The organism is Arthrobacter sp. G.S.26, from assembly GCF_050847375.1.
In the GTDB taxonomy this organism is placed as follows: domain Bacteria; phylum Actinomycetota; class Actinomycetes; order Actinomycetales; family Micrococcaceae; genus Arthrobacter.
Genome location: NZ_CP193752.1, coordinates 3,951,437 through 3,970,451, shown reverse-complemented (window position 1 = coordinate 3,970,451; position 19,015 = coordinate 3,951,437). Strand labels below are relative to the sequence as shown.

Sequence of the window (19,015 nt, the reverse complement as noted above, 5' to 3'; positions counted from 1 at the left end):
CATGGCAGTTCTCGATGCCAAGGACCTGACGCTGAAGTACGACCAGCGCTGCGTGGTGGACAGCCTGAGCGTTGGCATTCCCGAGGGCCGGGTGACCATGATTGTGGGCGCCAATGCCTGCGGGAAGTCCACGCTGCTCCGCGGCCTCTCGCGGCTGCTGAAACCCGCCGCCGGCACCGTCACCCTGGACGGCAAGGACATCCATTCCCGGCCCGCCCGCGAACTGGCCCGCACCCTGGGCCTGCTCCCGCAGCACCCCACCGCCCCGGACGGCATCACCGTGCGCGACCTGGTGGGCCGTGGCAGGTACCCGCACCAGGGTTTCTTCCGCAGCAGCAGCGACAAGGACGACGCCGCCGTGCACCGGGCCTTGGAGGCCACCGAAACCCTGGCCCTTGCCGAACGGGACGTGGACGAACTCTCCGGCGGGCAGCGCCAGCGCGTCTGGATCGCCATGGCCCTGGCGCAGGAAACCGAAGTCCTGCTGCTGGACGAGCCCACCACCTACCTGGACCTGGCCCACCAGGTGGAGGTGCTTGATCTCATCACCGACCTGAACCGCAGCCGCGGCACCACCGTGGCCATCGTCCTGCACGACCTTAACCTGGCCGCCCGCTATGCCGACCACGTCATCGCCATGAAAGCCGGAGCGGTGGTGGCCGCGGGCACCCCGCAGGAGGTGGTCACGGAGGCACTGGTCAGCAGCGTCTTCGGCCTCGAATCCCGGGTCATCCCGGACCCCGTTTCCGGTACCCCCCTGATCATTCCCATCGGGCGCCACCACGTCCCAGCCAACGAACTGGAGCTTGTTTCATGAACACCCGAGAAGTTGCCACCACCGAGCCCATGACCCTCGCCTTCGAGGTGACCGTTTCCTCCGTCCAGGAACTGAGCCCCAACTTCCGCAGGATCACCTTCGGCGGGTACGCGCTGCGGGACTTCGGCGTCAACGGCGACTCCCTGGACCTGCGCATCAAGCTGATGATCCCGTCCCTTGCCGCAGACGGCACCGAACTGCCCCTGCCGGCCTTCGAAATGACCGAGGCCGGCTGGTACCGCGAATGGCTCGCCATGGACCCGGCCGTCCGCGGTTCCATGCGCACCTACACGGTCCGCTCGTCCCGGCTTGATTCCGTGTACCCGGAGATCGACGTGGACTTCGTGATGCATTTTGATGACCACGGGCACGGCGGCCCGGCCGCGAACTGGGCCCTGAACGCCAAGCCCGGCGACGCCATCACCATCATCGGCCCCAACAACCGGGCCGCCCTGTGCCGGACCGCGGAAAACTACGGCGGCATCGAATGGCGCCCCGGGCTGGCCCAGCGCGTCCTGCTCGCCGGCGACGAGACCGCCCTCCCGGCCATTTCCGCCATCCTCGAAAGCCTGCCCGCCTACATGAGCGGCCACGCCATCCTGGAGGTTCCCGAAGCCGGCGACTTCCAGGAGCTGGAGTCCGCCGCCGACGTCCAGATCACCTGGCTGGCGCGCGGTGCGTCAATCGGCCGGTCCCGTCCGCACGGCGAACTCCTGCAGGACGCCGTCCGGAAGGCCGTCCCCGTGCCCGGCTGGGTGGGCCTAAAAGCGGCCGACGGCGGCGCGGGACCCGAGCCCGAAGACGTCAACGTGGACGTGGACATCCTTTGGGAGACGCCCGCGCGGATGGAAACCGGGGCGATCGCCGCAACCAAGAACCCGGACATGCCAGCCGGCGCCATGCCGTTCTACGCCTGGATCGCCGGTGAGGCGGCCGTCATCAAGGACATGCGCCGCTACCTGGTGCGCGATGTGGGCATCGACCGCAAGCAGGTGGCCTTTATGGGCTACTGGCGGCAGGGCAAAGCGGAGGGCTGAGCACCTTCCTGTTCATGCCGCCGTCGTCCGCTGGCCGCTTTGGCCGGTTAGCGTGGGCTGGTGCCTGTTGCCCCCTTGCTGCCCCAAAGTGGCCGTCGCGTGTTTGTTGCCCTGGGCGATTCGTTCACCGAGGGTGTGGGCGACCGCGACGGCCGGCTGCCCAACGGGGTCCGCGGCTGGGCGGACCGGGTGGCCGAGAAACTGGCCAAGGACCAGCCCGGGTGGCGCTACGCGAACCTGGCCATCCGCAGCAAGCGGCTGCGGCACATCGTGGCCGAGCAGCTGGAACCGGCGCTGGCCATGGAACCGGCACTGATCACCCTGTACGCCGGCGGCAATGACATCCTGGACCTGAAAACCGACATGGCAGCGCTGATGGCCGACTACGAACAGCTGGTGGCCCGCCTGGCCGGCACCGGGGCTGTCCTGGTGCTGTTCACCGGGTTCGACGTCAAGGTCTCGGCCCTGCTGGAACCGCTGAAGAAGCGCAACACCCTCTACAACCGCCACGTCCGCGCGATTGCGGAGCAGCATGGCGCCGTCCTGGTGGACTACTGGTGCCTGGACGCGTTCCACGACCGGCGGATGTGGGACGCGGACCGGCTGCACATGTCAAAGGCCGGGCACAGGTACCTGGCCGGGCAGGTCCTGGACCAGCTGGGGGTGCCGCACAAGATCCGGCCCAAGGACTGGGAAGCGCCGGCGCGGCGCGGGCTGCGGGAATGGGAACGCCATCAGCGGCGGTGGATCAACGACTGGGTCCTGCCGCTGTTCGGCCGCAAGATCCGGGGGATCACGCTGGGGGACACGCTCACGGCGCGCTGGCCGGAACCGGTCAAGGTGCCCCGCAAAGGCGGGCTGCGGAAGCTTGCCGAAAAAACCGCCGCCTGATGCGCCTCAGCTGTCCAGCAGGTTTTCAAACCCCGGCGCCACCCGGCCGGCATGGAATTCGACGACGTCGAACTCGGCAACACCGTTCGCATAGAACGGGTCCTGCGCCAGGCTGGCATCCAGGGTGGCGCGGTCCACCTGCGACAACAGCAACCCACCCGTCCGCGGCACCTTGCGGCCGGCGGCGATGAAGACGCCGTTGTCGAAGGCCTCCTGGAGCCAGGCCATGTGGCCGTCGTTGTGGAAATCGACGATGTCCTGCGGGACGCGGTAGGTCAAGGAAACAACATACATACGCCCACCCTACCGGGGGCAGCGGGCCTGGTTGAAGGATCAACGACGGCTTTCTCGTAGTATTGACGCATGACCGAACCGCGCTGGCTGAGCGCCGACGAACGCCGTGCCTGGCTGGCCCTGGTAAGCATCAACACGCTGCTTCCGGCGGCCCTGGACACCAAGCTGCACGCGGCCGGGAAGCTGTCCCTCTTCGACTACACGGTCCTGGCCATGCTCTCCGAAACGGAAGAGCGGTTCCTGCCCATGAGCGAGCTCGCCGCACGAAGCAGCGCCTCGCTATCCCGGCTGTCCCATGTGGTGACCAAGCTGCAGAAACGGGGCTGGGTGGAGCGCCGACCGCATCCCCACGACGCCCGGGTCACCACCGCCCACCTCACGGCCGAGGGGATGGCCACCATCGTTGGGCTGGCGCCCGGCCATGTTGAAACGGTCCGGGAACTGTTCCTTGATGCGTTGTCGGACCAGGACGTCCAGGACCTGGCCCGGATCGGCGAGAAGGTGGTTGGCCGGCTGGATGCCAACCATTGGATCCTGCGCGAAAACTGATGCCGGCCCCGCCAGTTGGTTGCTCGCGGCAACGGATGGCAAACTGGCCGGATGGAATTCTCTTCCCGGTTTGTGGCCCTTGGCGATTCCTTCACTGAAGGAGTGGGGGACGACGACCCAACGCGCCCCAACGGGGTCCGCGGCTGGGCCGACCGCGTGGCCGAGCAGTTGGGAGCCGCGGATCCCGGCTTCGGCTACGCCAACCTCGCCATCCGCGGGCGGAAACTCCGGCAGATCCTGGCCGAGCAGGTGGATGCCGCCGTAGCGCTGCAACCCACGCTGGTGAGCATCTACGCAGGCGCGAACGACATCCTTCGTCCCAAAATCGACATCGACGACCTCCTGGGCGAGTACGACGACGGCATCCGCAGGTTGCGTGCCACCGGCGCCACCGTGGTGCTCTTCACGGGCTTCGACGCGCGGGGCTCGAAGGTGTTCAGCACCATGCGCGGCCGCACCGCGATCTACAACGAGCTGGTCCGCGGCATCGCCGGCGACCACGGCGCCCTGCTGGTGGACTACTGGCGTTTCAGCGAATACTACGACTGGGGCATGTGGGCCACGGACCGGATGCATATGTCCGCCGCCGGCCACGCAAACATGGCCAAGCGGGTGCTGGACGTCCTGGCGCACGAACACTCCATCGACGTTCCGCCCATGACTCCGGTTCCGGAACTCAGCCGCGCAGAGGCCCTCCGCGCCAACGCCCGCTGGGTCCGCGAGTTTGCCGGCCCCTGGGTTGTCCGCCGGGTTACGGGCAAGTCCTCCGGCGATGGCCTGGCTCCCAAGTACCCGGCACTGACGCGGCTTTAGCGCCGGAAGGAAGGCGTCGCCACCAGCGAACCGTCAGTCCGTACGGCCAGGACGGCGGCATCCCAGCCGTCCGCTGCCCGGTCCAGCATCGGTGTCCCGCCTGACACCACTGCTGTGGCCAGGATGTCGGCCGTGACGATATCCGCCGCCGCAACCGACACCTGGCTGAACTCCGCCGGCCGGCCGTGCTGGCGCCAGATGTGGTCGCCCCGCTCCGCTGAACCAGAGGTTGCCAGGGCCAGGTGCCGGCCGGCTGCTGCCAGCGGATAGGCGGCGACCAGGGAACCGCGGTTTCCGGGATCAACAATTCCCGCCCGCCACGGCTCGCCGCTGCCGGGGACGGGGGAGCCGCCCGCCAGTACATCACCGCCGGCATTCAGGCACCAGTTCCTGCGGCCCAGGGCCAGCAGGGAGGTGCCGGCTTCACGGATCGCGTGGCCCTTCACCAGCCCGGAGAGGTCAAGCACACCGTCAGGCCGCTCAGGGCTGAACGCCCCTTCAGTGCGCAGCCGCCAGTCGTGGGCCTCCGCATACAGGTCCCGCATGATGTCCGACGCACGCGGCAGCGTCAGTTCACCGCGGGCCAGCCGGCTCGCTTCGGAATCCGGCCGGTACAGGCTGAACGTTTCGTCCAGGTCCCGGAAAAGGCGTTCGACGACGGCCAGTGCGGCAGCAAGCTCGTCGTCCGCCGCCTGCCCTGCCGCCGGGCCGTCGGGAACCAGCGCGAGGCTGATGACAGTTCCCATGCTGGTGAAGGTGCGGATCTTCAGGGGTGCGCCGCTGGCTTCGGTGGGGTCAGAGGTTTGCTGCATCGATGGCTGCCTGGAGTGAAGTGAGGTAGGCGCCGCTGGTGACGGTGGCACCGCTGACCGTCTGGACGTCGGCCGACTGGGCCGCAAGGACCTCGCTCCGGAGCACCGGTGCTGCCCGGTTGCTGATCTGGATCGACTTCCGGTCGTCATCGGTCAGGTGGAGCGCCGTGACGTCGGTGATGGTGCCGCCGGCGACGGTGATCTGCACCTGTACGGAGCCGAACCGGGTCTGGACGTCAGCTCCCGTGAAAGTACCCGCGGCGGTGGTTCCGCTGGTGGTCCCCTTGGTTGTTCCCTTGGTTGTTGCGCTGTCCGGGGCGGAACCGTTGGTTCCGGACGCACCGCCCGATCCCTCCGCCGTCGTACCTGTTGCTGTGATGATGCTGGTGCCGCCGGCCTGGGTGCCGGCCTGCCAGCCGGCCAGGAGGATCCCTGCCGAGGCGACTGCTGCCGCAACTGTTCCCCGTGTTTTCACCAGTCGAACCTTTCGTGATGGATCTGGGTGGCCGGTACGCCGGCTGCCGTGGCGTCCGCAATGACGTTCCCGGCCCATGCGGACGGGCCGCAGATGTAGATGTCCGCGTCGGCTGCGTCCGGGACATAGGAGGTAAGGGAGTAGCCACTGTGGACTGCGTCGTCAGGGAGCCAGCCGGATTGCCGCCTGTCCCGAGGGCCGGTCAGGTGGAACAGGCGGGCGCCGCGGAGCCGGCAAAGTTCGAGGATCTCGTGGCTGAGGTACAGTTCCCGGTCGCTGTGGCCGCGCAGCAGGACCGTGGCCTGGCCCGGTGCGAACGGGGTGCTTTCCAGCAGGGCCCGCAGCGGGGTGATGCCGATGCCTGCGCCCATCAAGACCACCTTGTCCCTGGTCCGCGCGGCGGTTCCGAACAGGCCGTAGGGTCCGGCAACAGCCACCCGGGTTCCGGTGCGCAGGCGGACAAGCCCGCCCGAGCCGCTGCCGAGGTTGCGGACCGTGATCCGCAAGGTACCTGTCCCGTCCGCTGCCAGGACCACCGGTTCCGCCGACAGGCTGAAGGGATGGGGATGCCACCACATTCCCTGGGCGAGGAACCGCCAGATAAGGAACCGGCCGCCGGTGCCGGCCAGCCGGTCCAGGGCGCGGCCCTTCATCACAATGTTCACCACGCCGGGAGCAGCCTGTTCCACCCGGACCACGCTGAGCCGGTGCCGGTTCGTTGCGGCGATGGGCTGGACAACCCGGAAGTACAGCAGGGCGGCTCCGGTGGCCAGGCACAGCGCGGCCCAGTACCAGCGCTGCCACGTCCCCTCGGCGAACAGCCCGCCAACGCTGAACTGATGCGGGATGGCCGTACCCACTGCGGCGTAGGTCAGCAGATGCACGGCGTACCAGAACTCGTAGGGGAACCGGCGACGGACCGCCACCAGGGACGTCACCACCACCGCTACGAAGAGCACCATGGAAATGTAGGCAAGCCACATGTCCGGGACCAGCGACCACAGGGCGATTGCCTCACTGACGGGGTCCAGGCCCGCGGCCATCCCATAGCCCACGGCGATCAGCAGCCCGTGTGCCAGCAGGAGGTAGAGGGAAGGTTTGCCCAGCTTCCGGTGGAACCCCAGCGCCCTGTCATGGCCAACGGTCCGGTCCACCAGCGGAATCCTGGCTGCCAGCAGGAGCATCAACAGGACCAGGTCCATGCCCACCAGGCCGGCCACGATCCCGGCAGCGGTCACGGCACCGGCAGGTGTCGCGGCCGCTGCCAAACCGCCGTCGGAAAGCCACAGGGCCACAGCCGCCGCAACGGAAGCCCATGCCACCACTGTGAGAAGGTCGGCGCGGAGCAGGCGGCGCCGGTGCTGTACGGCGAAGCCGTTGCCGTCCCTGCCGGGACGGGCTGCGGGACCGCGTGTTGCTGGCCCGGCCTGCGCTTGGGGGAGTTGTATGGTCATGGATCCAGAATCAGCCCGACAGCTTTCATTTTGCTGTGAATACCGGCACTTCCTTGCTGTGATCCTGCGCGGGAAGCTGCCTGCTTATACACCCTTGACGGCCTGATTGGTCTTTAATTGGCGGAACTCGTAGACTTGGTAGGCGCTAAGTGCGCGGAGCGTGCGCAATTGCTCCGGTTGTCCGGTAATTTCTCCAGGGCGGCCGGTAGTTAGGGGCTCAAGTTGCGTGACTGACCGTTCGCCCTCAATCAATTTGGGTCGCACTTAGCAGCATGATCCAGCAGCAGATATGCGGATCATTACTTTCAATTCTTGAGGAGAAGTCATGGCAGCACACTGCCAAGTGACCGGAGCCGAGCCGGGCTTTGGGCACAGCATTTCGCACTCGCACCGCCGCAACAAGCGTCGGTTCGATCCGAACATTCAGAAGAAGCGCTACTGGGTTCCGTCCCTGCGCCGTAATGTCACTCTGCAGGTTTCTGCAAAGGGCATCAAGACCATCGACGTTCGCGGCATCGACGTTGTCGTCGCCGCCATTCTCGCTCGTGGGGTGAAGCTCTAGTGGCTAAAGACAAGGACGTACGTCCGATCATCAAGCTCAAGTCGACTGCGGGCACGGGTTACACCTACGTAACCCGCAAGAACCGTCGTAACGATCCGGACCGTATGGTCCTGAAGAAGTACGACCCCAAGATCCGCCAGCACGTCGAATTCCGTGAGGAGCGCTAAACATGGCTAAGAAGTCCAAGATTGCTCGCAACGAGCAGCGCAAGGTCATCGTAGAGCGTTACGCTGCAAAGCGCCTCGAGCTTAAGAAGACCCTGGTTGATGCAAACGCAACCGACGAAGCACGCGAAGCAGCCCGCCTGGGCCTGCAGAAGCTGCCCCGCAACGCGTCCCCGATCCGTCTGCGTAACCGCGACATCATCGACGGCCGTCCCCGCGGTACCTTCCAGAAGTTCGGTATCTCCCGTGTTCGCTTCCGCGACATGGCGCACCGCGGTGAGCTTCCGGGCATCACCAAGTCTTCCTGGTAATCCAGCACTGCTGATTCCAGCTGCTTGAGAAGGGCCGGCAACCATATGGTTGCCGGCCCTTCCGTCTTTAACCCGGTACGCTTCCCGTTGTGTTTCAGCCCACAACTCCAGGAAACGGCGGCGGCGCCCGGTTGGGATGCCTCATGGGCCGTTCCGCCCCGGAAATACTGGGGTCAGCACCCCTGGAACCTCGATTTGCTGTGGTGCGGTTGTGCGTGTATTGTTTTCTAAGTCGCCGCGAGGGAGACAGCGAGAAGCTGGGTACCGCGGGTGACCAACCCCCATTTTGAACGGCCTGGAATATGGTTCGCTTGTTTGCGTGCCGGTTTTTGGGTGGGGCGGTTGCTGTTGAAGCGTGATTCTGCGTCAGGGATGCGGGTTTGCAAAGCTTCCGGTGATCGGGTAAGTTTGAAAAGTTGCTCCGGAGCGATCTGCGACCTGTGGTTGTGGTGGTGTCGGGTGTGTCTGTTGTTTGAGAACTCAATAGTGTGCCATGTTTGTTGATACCAATTTTTTGTATTGAATTGGTTGAATTGGCTGGATGATGCCGCCCCTGTGGTGTTGTCTGGTTTTTACAGCTGGTTTCGAATTTTGTGCAGCCATTTTGTCCCGTGTTTCCGGGGTTGGTGGTTGTGTCTGTTTTTGTTTTTACTTCAACGGAGAGTTTGATCCTGGCTCAGGATGAACGCTGGCGGCGTGCTTAACACATGCAAGTCGAACGATGACCTCCAGCTTGCTGGGGTGATTAGTGGCGAACGGGTGAGTAACACGTGAGTAACCTGCCCTTGACTCTGGGATAAGCCTGGGAAACTGGGTCTAATACCGGATATGACTCCTCATCGCATGGTGGGGGGTGGAAAGCTTTTTGTGGTTTTGGATGGACTCGCGGCCTATCAGCTTGTTGGTGAGGTAATGGCTTACCAAGGCGACGACGGGTAGCCGGCCTGAGAGGGTGACCGGCCACACTGGGACTGAGACACGGCCCAGACTCCTACGGGAGGCAGCAGTGGGGAATATTGCACAATGGGCGCAAGCCTGATGCAGCGACGCCGCGTGAGGGATGACGGCCTTCGGGTTGTAAACCTCTTTCAGTAGGGAAGAAGCGAAAGTGACGGTACCTGCAGAAGAAGCGCCGGCTAACTACGTGCCAGCAGCCGCGGTAATACGTAGGGCGCAAGCGTTATCCGGAATTATTGGGCGTAAAGAGCTCGTAGGCGGTTTGTCGCGTCTGCCGTGAAAGTCCGGGGCTCAACTCCGGATCTGCGGTGGGTACGGGCAGACTAGAGTGATGTAGGGGAGACTGGAATTCCTGGTGTAGCGGTGAAATGCGCAGATATCAGGAGGAACACCGATGGCGAAGGCAGGTCTCTGGGCATTAACTGACGCTGAGGAGCGAAAGCATGGGGAGCGAACAGGATTAGATACCCTGGTAGTCCATGCCGTAAACGTTGGGCACTAGGTGTGGGGGACATTCCACGTTTTCCGCGCCGTAGCTAACGCATTAAGTGCCCCGCCTGGGGAGTACGGCCGCAAGGCTAAAACTCAAAGGAATTGACGGGGGCCCGCACAAGCGGCGGAGCATGCGGATTAATTCGATGCAACGCGAAGAACCTTACCAAGGCTTGACATGGACCAGACCGGACTGGAGACAGTTCTTCCCCTTTGGGGTTGGTTCACAGGTGGTGCATGGTTGTCGTCAGCTCGTGTCGTGAGATGTTGGGTTAAGTCCCGCAACGAGCGCAACCCTCGTTCTATGTTGCCAGCACGTGATGGTGGGGACTCATAGGAGACTGCCGGGGTCAACTCGGAGGAAGGTGGGGACGACGTCAAATCATCATGCCCCTTATGTCTTGGGCTTCACGCATGCTACAATGGCCGGTACAAAGGGTTGCGATACTGTGAGGTGGAGCTAATCCCAAAAAGCCGGTCTCAGTTCGGATTGGGGTCTGCAACTCGACCCCATGAAGTCGGAGTCGCTAGTAATCGCAGATCAGCAACGCTGCGGTGAATACGTTCCCGGGCCTTGTACACACCGCCCGTCAAGTCACGAAAGTTGGTAACACCCGAAGCCGGTGGCCTAACCCCTTGTGGGAGGGAGCTGTCGAAGGTGGGACTGGCGATTGGGACTAAGTCGTAACAAGGTAGCCGTACCGGAAGGTGCGGCTGGATCACCTCCTTTCTAAGGAGCACCTACAGTCCTTCATTCCTCATGTATGTGGTGGGTGGGGGTTGTCAGGAGTAAAGGCCCGTTGCGCAGACGATTGTTCTGCGGCGGGTGCTCAAGGGTGGAATATCAACAAATAGGTGCCTGGTGGCACGAACCATGGTTTAGTACGGGTTACTCCTTCGGGGGTGGTTCAGGAACGATGATGGTCTGTGGTTGCTGGGTAGTGTATGGCACACTGTTGGGTCCTGAGGCAACAGGACCGGGGTGGTTCCGTGGCTGGTCTTTTTGGCTGGTGCGGGGCTGGTTCGGGTTTGTTTGTTTCTGGTTTCCTGGCTGCACCGAACACACGGTTGCTTTTCCTTTTGGGAGGGTTGTGTGGGGTGTGTGGTTTGGGGTTGTTGTTTGAGAACTACATAGTGGACGCGAGCATCTTTTATAAGAAGCAATTTCCAAGAATATGAACCTGGATCTGGCTGCGCGTGATGGTGTCACCTTTTGGGGTGGTGTTGATCGTGTGGTTGGTTTTCGTGGTTCTCTCGAAAATTAGCGTTTTTGATCTTTTGTGGTCAAGTTTTTAAGAGCACACGGTGGATGCCTTGGCATTAGGAGCCGAAGAAGGACGTAGGAATCTGCGATAAGCCTGGGGGAGTCGATAACCGGACTGTGATCCCAGGGTGTCCGAATGGGGAAACCCCGCCAGGCGCGCGAGTGACCTGGTGACCCGCATCTGAACACATAGGGTGTGTGGGGGGAACGCGGGGAAGTGAAACATCTCAGTACCCGCAGGAAGAGAAAACAATAGTGATTCCGTTAGTAGTGGCGAGCGAACGCGGATCAGGCTAAACCGTTCCATGTGTGATAGCCGGCGGGCGTTGCATGGGCGGGGTTGTGGGACTTTCCATACTGGTTCTGCCGGACCGGTGGGGTGTGATGTGCAGGCATAGGTGAACGGTCTTGAAAGGCCGGCCAGAGAGGGTGTGAGCCCCGTAACCGTAATGTTTTGTGCCGCCTGTGAGAGTATCCCAAGTAGCACGGGGCCCGAGAAATCCCGTGTGAATCTGTCAGGACCACCTGATAAGCCTAAATACTCCCTAATGACCGATAGCGGACCAGTACCGTGAGGGAAAGGTGAAAAGTACCCCGGGAGGGGAGTGAAACAGTACCTGAAACCGTGTGCTTACAATCCGTCGGAGCAACCGCACCTTGTGTGCATAGTAGTTGTGACGGCGTGCCTTTTGAAGAATGAGCCTGCGAGTTAGTGTTACGTCGCGAGGTTAACCCGTGTGGGGAAGCCGTAGCGAAAGCGAGTCTGAATAGGGCGTTGCAGTGGCGTGATCTAGACCCGAAGCGAAGTGATCTACCCATGGCCAGGTTGAAGCGACGGTAAGACGTCGTGGAGGACCGAACCCACTTCAGTTGAAAATGGAGGGGATGAGCTGTGGGTAGGGGTGAAAGGCCAATCAAACTTCGTGATAGCTGGTTCTCCCCGAAATGCATTTAGGTGCAGCGTTGCGTGTTTCTTGCTGGAGGTAGAGCTACTGGATGGCTAATGGGCCCTACAAGGTTACTGACGTCAGCCAAACTCCGAATGCCGGTAAGTGAGAGCGCAGCAGTGAGACTGTGGGGGATAAGCTTCATAGTCGAGAGGGAAACAGCCCAGACCACCAACTAAGGCCCCTAAGCGTGTGCTAAGTGGGAAAGGATGTGGAGTTGCGAAGACAACCAGGAGGTTGGCTTAGAAGCAGCCATCCTTAAAAGAGTGCGTAATAGCTCACTGGTCAAGTGATTCCGCGCCGACAATGTAGCGGGGCTCAAGTACACCGCCGAAGTTGTGGCATTCAAATATTAGCTAAGCCCTTGTGGTTCAGGCGTTTGGATGGGTAGGGGAGCGTCGTGTGGGCAGTGAAGTCGCGGTGTAAACCAGCGGTGGAGCCTACACGAGTGAGAATGCAGGCATGAGTAGCGAAAGACGGGTGAGAAACCCGTCCGCCGAATGATCAAGGGTTCCAGGGTCAAGCTAATCTGCCCTGGGTAAGTCGGGACCTAAGGCGAGGCCGACAGGCGTAGTCGATGGACAACGGGTTGATATTCCCGTACCGGCGAAAAACCGTCCATGTTGAACAGGGGATACTAACCGCCCGAGACCTGACCGCCCGCCCTTGTGGTGACGTGGTTTTTGGTGGAGCGCGGGACCTGATCCTGGGAGGCAAGCGTATTAACAGGTGTGACGCAGGAAGGTAGCCAAGCCGGGCGATGGTTGTCCCGGTCTAAGGATGTAGGGCGAATGGTAGGCAAATCCGCTGTTCGTGATGCCTGAGATCTGATGGGACCCCCTTTAGTGGGGGGATTTGGTGATCCTATGCTGCCGAGAAAAGCATCGACGCGAGGTTTTGGCCGCCCGTACCCCAAACCGACACAGGTGATCAGGTAGAGAATACTAAGGCGATCGAGAGAATTATGGTTAAGGAACTCGGCAAAATGCCCCCGTAACTTCGGGAGAAGGGGGGCCCCAACCTTGAACACCACACGCTGGTGGGAGGGGATCGGGGCCGCAGAGACCAGGGGGAAGCGACTGTTTACTAAAAACACAGGTCCGTGCGAAGTCGCAAGACGATGTATACGGACTGACTCCTGCCCGGTGCTGGAAGGTTAAGAGGACCGGTTAGCCGCAAGGCGAAGCTGAGAATTTAAGCCCCAGTAAACGGCGGTGGTAACTATAACCATCCTAAGGTAGCGAAATTCCTTGTCGGGTAAGTTCCGACCTGCACGAATGGAGTAACGACTTCCCCGCTGTCTCAACCATAAACTCGGCGAAATTGCAGTACGAGTAAAGATGCTCGTTACGCGCAGCAGGACGGAAAGACCCCGAGACCTTTACTATAGTTTGGTATTGGTGTTCGGAGTGGCTTGTGTAGGATAGGTGGGAGACGTTGAAACCCGGACGCCAGTTCGGGTGGAGTCATCGTTGAAATACCACTCTGGTCACTTTGGACATCTAACTTCGGCCCGTAATCCGGGTCAGGGACAGTGCCTGATGGGTAGTTTAACTGGGGCGGTTGCCTCCTAAAAAGTAACGGAGGCGCCCAAAGGTTCCCTCAGCCTGGTTGGCAATCAGGTGTCGAGTGTAAGTGCACAAGGGAGCTTGACTGTGAGAGAGACATCTCGAGCAGGGACGAAAGTCGGGACTAGTGATCCGGCGGTACATTGTGGAATGGCCGTCGCTCAACGGATAAAAGGTACCTCGGGGATAACAGGCTGATCTTGCCCAAGAGTCCATATCGACGGCATGGTTTGGCACCTCGATGTCGGCTCGTCGCATCCTGGGGCTGGAGTAGGTCCCAAGGGTTGGGCTGTTCGCCCATTAAAGCGGTACGCGAGCTGGGTTTAGAACGTCGTGAGACAGTTCGGTCCCTATCCGCTGCGCGCGCAGGAAATTTGAGAAGGGCTGTCCTTAGTACGAGAGGACCGGGACGGACGAACCTCTGGTGTGTCAGTTGTACTGCCAAGTGCACCGCTGATTAGCTACGTTCGGATGGGATAACCGCTGAAAGCATCTAAGCGGGAAGCTCGCTTCGAGATGAGATTTCCATACACCTTGTGTGTGAGAGGCCCCCAGCCAGACCACTGGGTTGATAGGCCGGATGTGGAAGCGAGGACTAACGACTCGTGAAGCTGACCGGTACTAATAGGCCGATAACTTACACCACACACCACCCCCGCAAACGGATTCAAAAGCGTTTGCACCCGTGGGGTGGTAAAAAGAAAACAAGACTGCTTGCGTCCACTATGTGGTTCCCAAACAACAAACCCGTCACACGGTTTCGTTGCAGGGAACAAAAACACAACAAAATAACAACACCACAATGTTGTAACCACAGATTTCCCACCCCGGGCAACACCCCAGGGGAACGGGTACAAGGGTTACGGCGGTCATAGCGTGGGGGAAACGCCCGGTCCCATCCCGAACCCGGAAGCTAAGACCCACAGCGCCGATGGTACTGCACCCGGGAGGGTGTGGGAGAGTAGGACGCCGCCGGAACACTATTCACGGTCGAGGCCCCAACCAGCACCTGGTTGGGGCCTCCCACATTTAACAAACAAACACCCCCGTTGACCTATCAGATACGGCCCCCAAACACCCCGAATAACAACCACAACCGATACCACAACAGTGGTGGGACAGACGGGACGCCACCGACCCCACCACAGGCAGGACTCCATATGGTCATAGACTTGCCGTCTATGACCCGGACCTCCCACCAGCAGCCTGGCAAGCGCCACCAGCAGCCTGCCAAGCGCGCCACCATCCTTGATGTGGCTGCCGCCGCCGGCGTTTCCCGGCAAACAGTCACCCGGGCCATGAACAACATGGCGGGAATCAGTGCAGCCACCAGGGAGCGGGTGCAGGGCATCGCCGCTGAGCTGGGCTACAGCCCCAGCCGGTTCGCTAAAGGTTTGGTCCAGGGCGCCCGGGTGTCAGTGGGGCTCGCCATTCCCGACCTGACCAACCCCTATTTCCCCGCCTTTGCCTCCAGCGTGGTGGAAGCAGCGACCCAGCGGAGCTGGAACGTGGTGGTTGACGACTACGGCCACGGCACGGCAACAGCCCTCGATGCGGTGGAACGGCTGGCGCCCCAGGTTGATGCGCTGATCGGATATCTGGGCAGCCATGCTGCCCAGGCCCAGTCCCTCATGGGCAGGCGTCCACTGGTCAGCCTTGACTACCCGGCCGGCCAGGCCGCCGGCAGGATCTCCTTCGACTACCACCATGCTGCGAGGCTCGCGCTGGACTACCTCGTGCACAGCGGCCGCACCAGGATCGCGTTCCTGGATTCGGACCAGGGCGGCCCTGCGGCCAGCAGGGGGACCGCAGTTGCCGCGGTCGCGGACCAACTCGGCATCACCCTCATCCGGCGTGCTGCGGGCCCGTCCGCGCCCGCAGCACGGGCCGCAGTGCTTGATTTGGTTACTGGCCAGGACGCTCCGGACGCCTTGCTGGTGTTCAACGACCTCATGGCAGCAGGGGCGCTCAAGGCACTGCAGGAAGCCGGCCTCAGCGTCCCCCGGGATTGCGCCGTGATCGGCATGGACGGCATACCCCTGGGTGAGCTGACCTCACCGGAGCTGACCACCCTGTCCCTTGACCTACGCTCCGTGGGGCGTGCCGCCGTCGGCCTCGTTGAAGGCCTGCTGTCCGGCAGCGTGGCAGCGGGAACGGAACAATCGGCACTGGTCCTCCGGCACGAGCTGGTTCACCGGGAGTCGGCGTAGGGCCTACTCAATCGCGAAGTAAACCGCTAGGCTTGATACTGCATCGTGAACGTTCACGGAGTTGTTCCATCCCCTGCAGCGAGGATTCCCATGTCAGTCCAGTCCCCCTCCGCTCCGGACAAAGCCGTCCCGGACGAAACCGCCGGTCAGGCATCGCGCAGCCTCGAGCTGGGCGCTGCCGGTGTGAAGGAGCTTGCGTCGCTGGAGCCTGCCCGCGGCACCCTGCCACCGCGCGCCTACCTGACCTCGGATGCCCCCAGGCTCTCCCTCAACGGCGAGTGGCACTTCCGGCTCAGTGATGGCATCCGCACCGCTCCCGGGGACGGCTGGCAGGACGGCAGCGACCTGTCCGGCTTTACCGGGCTGCCGGTCCCGTCCAGCTGGTCCATGCACGGCCACGGCGCTCCCGCCTACACCAACATCAAGTTCCCGTTCGCCGTGGAACCGCCCAACGTTCCCGAAGCCAACCCCATCGGCGACCACCTGACGGAGTTCACGGCAGGGCCGGAGTTTCTCCCCGCTGCGCTGCTCCGTTTCGACGGCATCGAGTCAGCGGCCACGGTGTGGCTCAACGGCGTGGAACTCGGGACCACCCGGGGCAGCAGGCTTGCCCATGAGTTCGACGTCTCCGGTGTCCTGGTGGCGGGCACCAACACCCTTGCCGTCCGGGTGGCGCAGTTTTCGGCCGCCAGTTACGTGGAAGACCAGGACATGTGGTGGCTCCCCGGAATCTTCCGGGACGTCACCCTGCAGGCCCGCCCCGCCGATGGCATCGACGACGTCTTTGTCCACGCCGAATACGACGCCGGCAGCGGCGAAGGCATCCTCCGGGTGGAGGCGGGCCGGTCCGGCGTGGCGATTGACGCCGTCGTACGCGTCCCAGCGCTGAACCTGGAACTGGCAGCCGGCACCGAACACCGGATCCCCGGCGTCAGCCCCTGGTCCGCGGAACTGCCGGCCCTCTACGCCGCCACCGTCAGCACGGCAGGGGAAACCGTAGATCTTCAGCTGGGCTTCCGCAGCATCACCATCGAGGACGCGCAGTTCAAAGTCAACGGCCAGCGCATCCTGCTACGCGGCGTCAACCGGCACGAGCACCACCCGCGCCTTGGCCGCGTGGTGCCCCGTGACGTGGTGGAGGCCGAGCTGCGGCTCATGAAGCAGCACAACATCAATGCCATCCGTACCTCCCACTACCCGCCGCATCCGGAATTCCTGGCCCTCGCGGACCAGCTGGGGTTCTATGTGGTCCTCGAATGCGACCTCGAAACACACGGTTTTGTTGACGCCGGCTGGAAGCAGAACCCCAGCGACGATCCGCGCTGGGAATCGGCACTGGTGGACAGGATGCGCCGGACCGTGGAGCGGGACAAAAACCATGCCTCGGTGATCATGTGGTCCCTCGGCAACGAATCCGGGAACGGCCGGAACCTTGAGGCGATGTCCCGCTGGACCAAGGACCGCGACCCCAGCCGACCCATCCACTACGAGGGTGACTGGAGCTCGGCCTACGTCGACGTGTACTCGCGGATGTACGCGGACCACGCCGAGACGGAGCTGATCGGGCAGGGTAAAGAAGAAGCGCTGGCAGATCCCGCCCTGGACAGCCGGCGCCGGGCCATGCCGTTTGTGCAGTGCGAATACGTGCACGCGATGGGTAACGGCCCGGGCGGCATGACCGAGTACCAGGAGCTTTTTGACCGCTACCCGCGGCTCATGGGCGGATTCGTCTGGGAATGGCTGGAGCACGGGATCACCGTCCCTGCCAAGGACGGCGGCGAACAGTTTGCGTACGGTGGCGACTTCGGCGAGGAAATCCACGACGGCAACTTCGTCACCGACGGCCTGGTGGACGCAAACCGCAAGCCCCGGCCCGGGCTGCTCGATTTCAAGAAGGTCATCGAGCCGGTACGCCTGGGCGTGGCGGCGGACTGGACCACCGTCACGGTCCGGAACGGATTCAACTTCGCGGACACGTCCGCGCTCAGCTTCCGGTACGCAGTGACGTCCGACGGCGGCACCACGCCGGGCGGCGACGTTATCCGTGAGGGTGTGCTTGACGTAGCCGCGGTGGACCCGGGTGCGGAAGCGACAGTTCCGCTGCCCGCCGGCCTTGCAGGCCTTGACGGGGCGGCCGTGCTGACGGTCAGCGCCGTGCTGGCCGCCGACTCGGACTGGGCCGGCGCCGGCCACGAAGTTGCCTGGGGACAGGGTGTCCTCAGCGGCGCTCCGGCCGCAGCGCACCAGGCCCTCGAATGCGTTGCCGTGGAGCAGGCCGAACTTCGGCTGGGTGCAGTGGTGTTCAACCGCGCCACCGGGCTGCCGGTCTCAATTGGCGGCGTCCCCGTGGCGGACTTCCGGTTGGTTCTGTGGTGGCCGCCCACCGACAACGACCTTGGCCGGGGCTGGTTTGGCCGGGACGACCTTCCCCTGTCGACGGCCTGGCACAACGCCGGACTCAACCGGCTGCATTCCCGCCTGCTGGGCATCACTGCGGACCGTACCGCCGAGGGCGGCGAGATCCTTACGGTACGGACGCGCATGGCGGCGGCCGACAAGCAGTTCGGCGTCCTGGTTGACTACTCGTGGAGCAGTGACAACGAGTGGGTTGGGCTGCGCACGCAGGTCCGGCCCGACGGAGAGTGGATCGACGGCGGGTTGCCGGTCGAGTGGGCCCGGATCGGCCTGGAGTTTGTCCTGGCTTCAGAGGCAAAGGCAGTGAGCTGGTTTGGCCAGGGTCCGCACCAGAGCTATGCGGACACAGGGCAGGGCGCCCGGTTTGGCAGGTACACGCTGCCGGCGACGGCAATGAACGAGGACTATGTCCGGCCGCAGGAGTCCGGGGCCAGGTCCGGGGTTATCCAGGCGGCGGTGGAACTGGCCGCCGGCAGCTTCGAGGTGCAGGGAGCCCCCTTCGCACTGACCGTCCGGCCCTTCTCGCAGGAGCACCTCGACGCTGCTGCCCACCGGGACGACCTTGTGCCGGATGGCCGGACCTACGTCTACGTGGATCATGCGCTGCGGGGAGTTGGGACAGCTGCCTGCGGACCCGGTGTCCTGGAGGCCTACCGGCTGCGGCCCCGCGAAGCTGATTTCAGTGTGGAGCTGCGCGTCAAAGGCTGACAACCCGACCGCTTCTGGTGTGTGACTCACTGCATAGCGGCTGGTTTTGGTCTCGTTTGGGTGTTGGGTGGGGTGGTGGTCCTTGTTTTCCTTGTGTTGGCGGGGTTTTCGGGGGCCATCACCCGTTGTGGGGGCTGGTTTGCTGTGGTGCGGTTGTGCGTGTATTGTTTTCTAAGTCGCCGCGAGGGAGACAGCGAGAAGCTGGGTACCGCGGGTGACCAACCCCCATTTTGAACGGCCTGGAATATGGTTCGCTTGTTTGCGTGCCGGTTTTT

14 protein-coding genes and 3 rRNA genes are annotated in these 19,015 nt (G+C 63.0%); 13 read left to right on the top strand and 4 right to left on the bottom strand.

Annotated features, from left to right (window positions below):
• The first annotated feature begins 1 nt into the window (after position 1).
• Genes ACRB8A_RS18190 through ACRB8A_RS18180 form a run of 3 tightly spaced genes read left to right on the top strand, consistent with a single transcriptional unit; the run spans position 2 to position 2,745 of the window.
• Positions 2-817, top strand: coding sequence for an ABC transporter ATP-binding protein (locus ACRB8A_RS18190; protein ID WP_050687465.1), 816 nt, complete (start codon positions 2-4; stop codon positions 815-817).
• Entirely contained in the window at positions 814-1,854 is a 1,041-nt protein-coding gene (locus tag ACRB8A_RS18185; RefSeq protein WP_050687463.1) for a siderophore-interacting protein, read from the top strand. The genes ACRB8A_RS18190 and ACRB8A_RS18185 overlap by 4 nt, the downstream gene beginning before the upstream one ends.
• Before the next feature lie 57 nt (positions 1,855-1,911).
• A complete protein-coding gene (locus ACRB8A_RS18180) occupies positions 1,912-2,745 on the top strand; it encodes an SGNH/GDSL hydrolase family protein (protein WP_432246067.1) in 834 nt (277 codons plus the stop codon).
• A 6-nt stretch (positions 2,746-2,751) separates the two neighbouring features.
• Here the strand turns inward: ACRB8A_RS18180 and ACRB8A_RS18175 are convergent, their stop codons facing one another.
• Positions 2,752-3,039, bottom strand: coding sequence for a YciI family protein (locus ACRB8A_RS18175; RefSeq protein WP_050687457.1), 288 nt, complete (start codon positions 3,037-3,039; stop codon positions 2,752-2,754).
• A 69-nt stretch (positions 3,040-3,108) separates the two neighbouring features.
• Here ACRB8A_RS18175 and ACRB8A_RS18170 point away from each other — a divergent pair, with 69 nt between their 5' ends.
• Together ACRB8A_RS18170 and ACRB8A_RS18165 are read left to right on the top strand one after the other, a co-directional pair.
• Positions 3,109-3,588: a MarR family winged helix-turn-helix transcriptional regulator gene (locus tag ACRB8A_RS18170; RefSeq protein WP_050687455.1), complete on the top strand. Its 480-nt coding sequence runs from the start codon at positions 3,109-3,111 to the stop codon at positions 3,586-3,588.
• 51 nt (positions 3,589-3,639) lie between these two features.
• Positions 3,640-4,401, top strand: a complete 762-nt coding sequence (locus ACRB8A_RS18165) for an SGNH/GDSL hydrolase family protein (protein ID WP_050687453.1) — start codon at positions 3,640-3,642, stop codon at positions 4,399-4,401.
• Here the strand turns inward: ACRB8A_RS18165 and ACRB8A_RS18160 are convergent.
• Genes ACRB8A_RS18160 through ACRB8A_RS18150 form a run of 3 tightly spaced genes read right to left on the bottom strand, consistent with a single transcriptional unit; the run spans position 4,398 to position 7,142 of the window.
• Entirely contained in the window at positions 4,398-5,147 is a 750-nt protein-coding gene (locus tag ACRB8A_RS18160) for an FAD:protein FMN transferase (protein WP_432246066.1), read from the bottom strand. The genes ACRB8A_RS18165 and ACRB8A_RS18160 overlap by 4 nt on opposite strands.
• 49 nt (positions 5,148-5,196) lie before the next feature.
• Complete coding sequence (locus ACRB8A_RS18155) at positions 5,197-5,688, bottom strand: FMN-binding protein (protein ID WP_432245265.1); 492 nt, start codon at positions 5,686-5,688, stop codon at positions 5,197-5,199.
• Positions 5,685-7,142 carry a ferredoxin reductase family protein gene (locus tag ACRB8A_RS18150; RefSeq protein ID WP_050687449.1) on the bottom strand — a complete coding sequence of 486 codons (1,458 nt, stop codon included), beginning with the start codon at positions 7,140-7,142 and terminating at the stop codon, positions 5,685-5,687. The genes ACRB8A_RS18155 and ACRB8A_RS18150 overlap by 4 nt, the downstream gene beginning before the upstream one ends.
• A 325-nt stretch (positions 7,143-7,467) precedes the next feature.
• Here ACRB8A_RS18150 and rpmB point away from each other — a divergent pair, with 325 nt between their 5' ends.
• The 8 genes from rpmB (at position 7,468) to ACRB8A_RS18110 (ending at position 18,740) form a co-directional block, all read left to right on the top strand.
• Positions 7,468-7,704: a 50S ribosomal protein L28 gene (gene rpmB, locus ACRB8A_RS18145; protein WP_050687447.1), complete on the top strand. Its 237-nt coding sequence runs from the start codon at positions 7,468-7,470 to the stop codon at positions 7,702-7,704.
• Entirely contained in the window at positions 7,704-7,871 is a 168-nt protein-coding gene (rpmG, locus tag ACRB8A_RS18140) for a 50S ribosomal protein L33 (RefSeq protein WP_013602737.1), read from the top strand. The genes rpmB and rpmG overlap by 1 nt, the downstream gene beginning before the upstream one ends.
• 2 nt (positions 7,872-7,873) lie before the next feature.
• The gene (gene rpsN / locus ACRB8A_RS18135) at positions 7,874-8,179 is read left to right on the top strand and encodes a 30S ribosomal protein S14 (protein ID WP_050687445.1); all 306 of its coding nucleotides are present in this window, start codon (positions 7,874-7,876) and stop codon (positions 8,177-8,179) included.
• A gap of 653 nt (positions 8,180-8,832) precedes the next feature.
• A 16S ribosomal RNA gene (locus tag ACRB8A_RS18130) occupies positions 8,833-10,358 on the top strand.
• Between the two features lie 552 nt (positions 10,359-10,910).
• A 23S ribosomal RNA gene (locus ACRB8A_RS18125) occupies positions 10,911-14,053 on the top strand.
• Positions 14,054-14,268: 215 nt separating this feature from the next.
• A 5S ribosomal RNA gene (gene rrf, locus ACRB8A_RS18120) occupies positions 14,269-14,385 on the top strand.
• Together the 16S, 23S and 5S rRNA genes form the textbook arrangement of a ribosomal RNA operon.
• A 203-nt stretch (positions 14,386-14,588) precedes the next feature.
• Complete coding sequence (locus ACRB8A_RS18115) at positions 14,589-15,617, top strand: LacI family DNA-binding transcriptional regulator (protein ID WP_432245264.1); 1,029 nt, start codon at positions 14,589-14,591, stop codon at positions 15,615-15,617.
• Positions 15,618-15,707: 90 nt separating this feature from the next.
• A complete protein-coding gene (locus tag ACRB8A_RS18110) occupies positions 15,708-18,740 on the top strand; it encodes a glycoside hydrolase family 2 TIM barrel-domain containing protein (protein ID WP_285240030.1) in 3,033 nt (1,010 codons plus the stop codon).
• Positions 18,741-19,015: the final 275 nt, after the last annotated feature.

Bases quoted from the DNA above. Each gene is read 5' to 3' on its own strand.
- ACRB8A_RS18190 (WP_050687465.1), top strand. From the start codon at position 2: ATGGCAGTTCTCGATGCCAAGGACCTGACGCTGAAGTACGACCAGCGC.
- ACRB8A_RS18185 (WP_050687463.1), top strand. From the start codon at position 814: ATGAACACCCGAGAAGTTGCCACCACCGAGCCCATGACCCTCGCCTTC.
- ACRB8A_RS18175 (WP_050687457.1), bottom strand. From the start codon at position 3,039: ATGTATGTTGTTTCCTTGACCTACCGCGTCCCGCAGGACATCGTCGAT.
- ACRB8A_RS18170 (WP_050687455.1), top strand. From the start codon at position 3,109: ATGACCGAACCGCGCTGGCTGAGCGCCGACGAACGCCGTGCCTGGCTG.
- ACRB8A_RS18165 (WP_050687453.1), top strand. From the start codon at position 3,640: ATGGAATTCTCTTCCCGGTTTGTGGCCCTTGGCGATTCCTTCACTGAA.
- ACRB8A_RS18160 (WP_432246066.1), bottom strand. From the start codon at position 5,147: ATGGGAACTGTCATCAGCCTCGCGCTGGTTCCCGACGGCCCGGCGGCA.
- ACRB8A_RS18150 (WP_050687449.1), bottom strand. From the start codon at position 7,142: ATGACCATACAACTCCCCCAAGCGCAGGCCGGGCCAGCAACACGCGGT.
- rpmB (WP_050687447.1), top strand. From the start codon at position 7,468: ATGGCAGCACACTGCCAAGTGACCGGAGCCGAGCCGGGCTTTGGGCAC.
- rpsN (WP_050687445.1), top strand. From the start codon at position 7,874: ATGGCTAAGAAGTCCAAGATTGCTCGCAACGAGCAGCGCAAGGTCATC.
- ACRB8A_RS18115 (WP_432245264.1), top strand. From the start codon at position 14,589: ATGACCCGGACCTCCCACCAGCAGCCTGGCAAGCGCCACCAGCAGCCT.
- ACRB8A_RS18110 (WP_285240030.1), top strand. From the start codon at position 15,708: ATGTCAGTCCAGTCCCCCTCCGCTCCGGACAAAGCCGTCCCGGACGAA.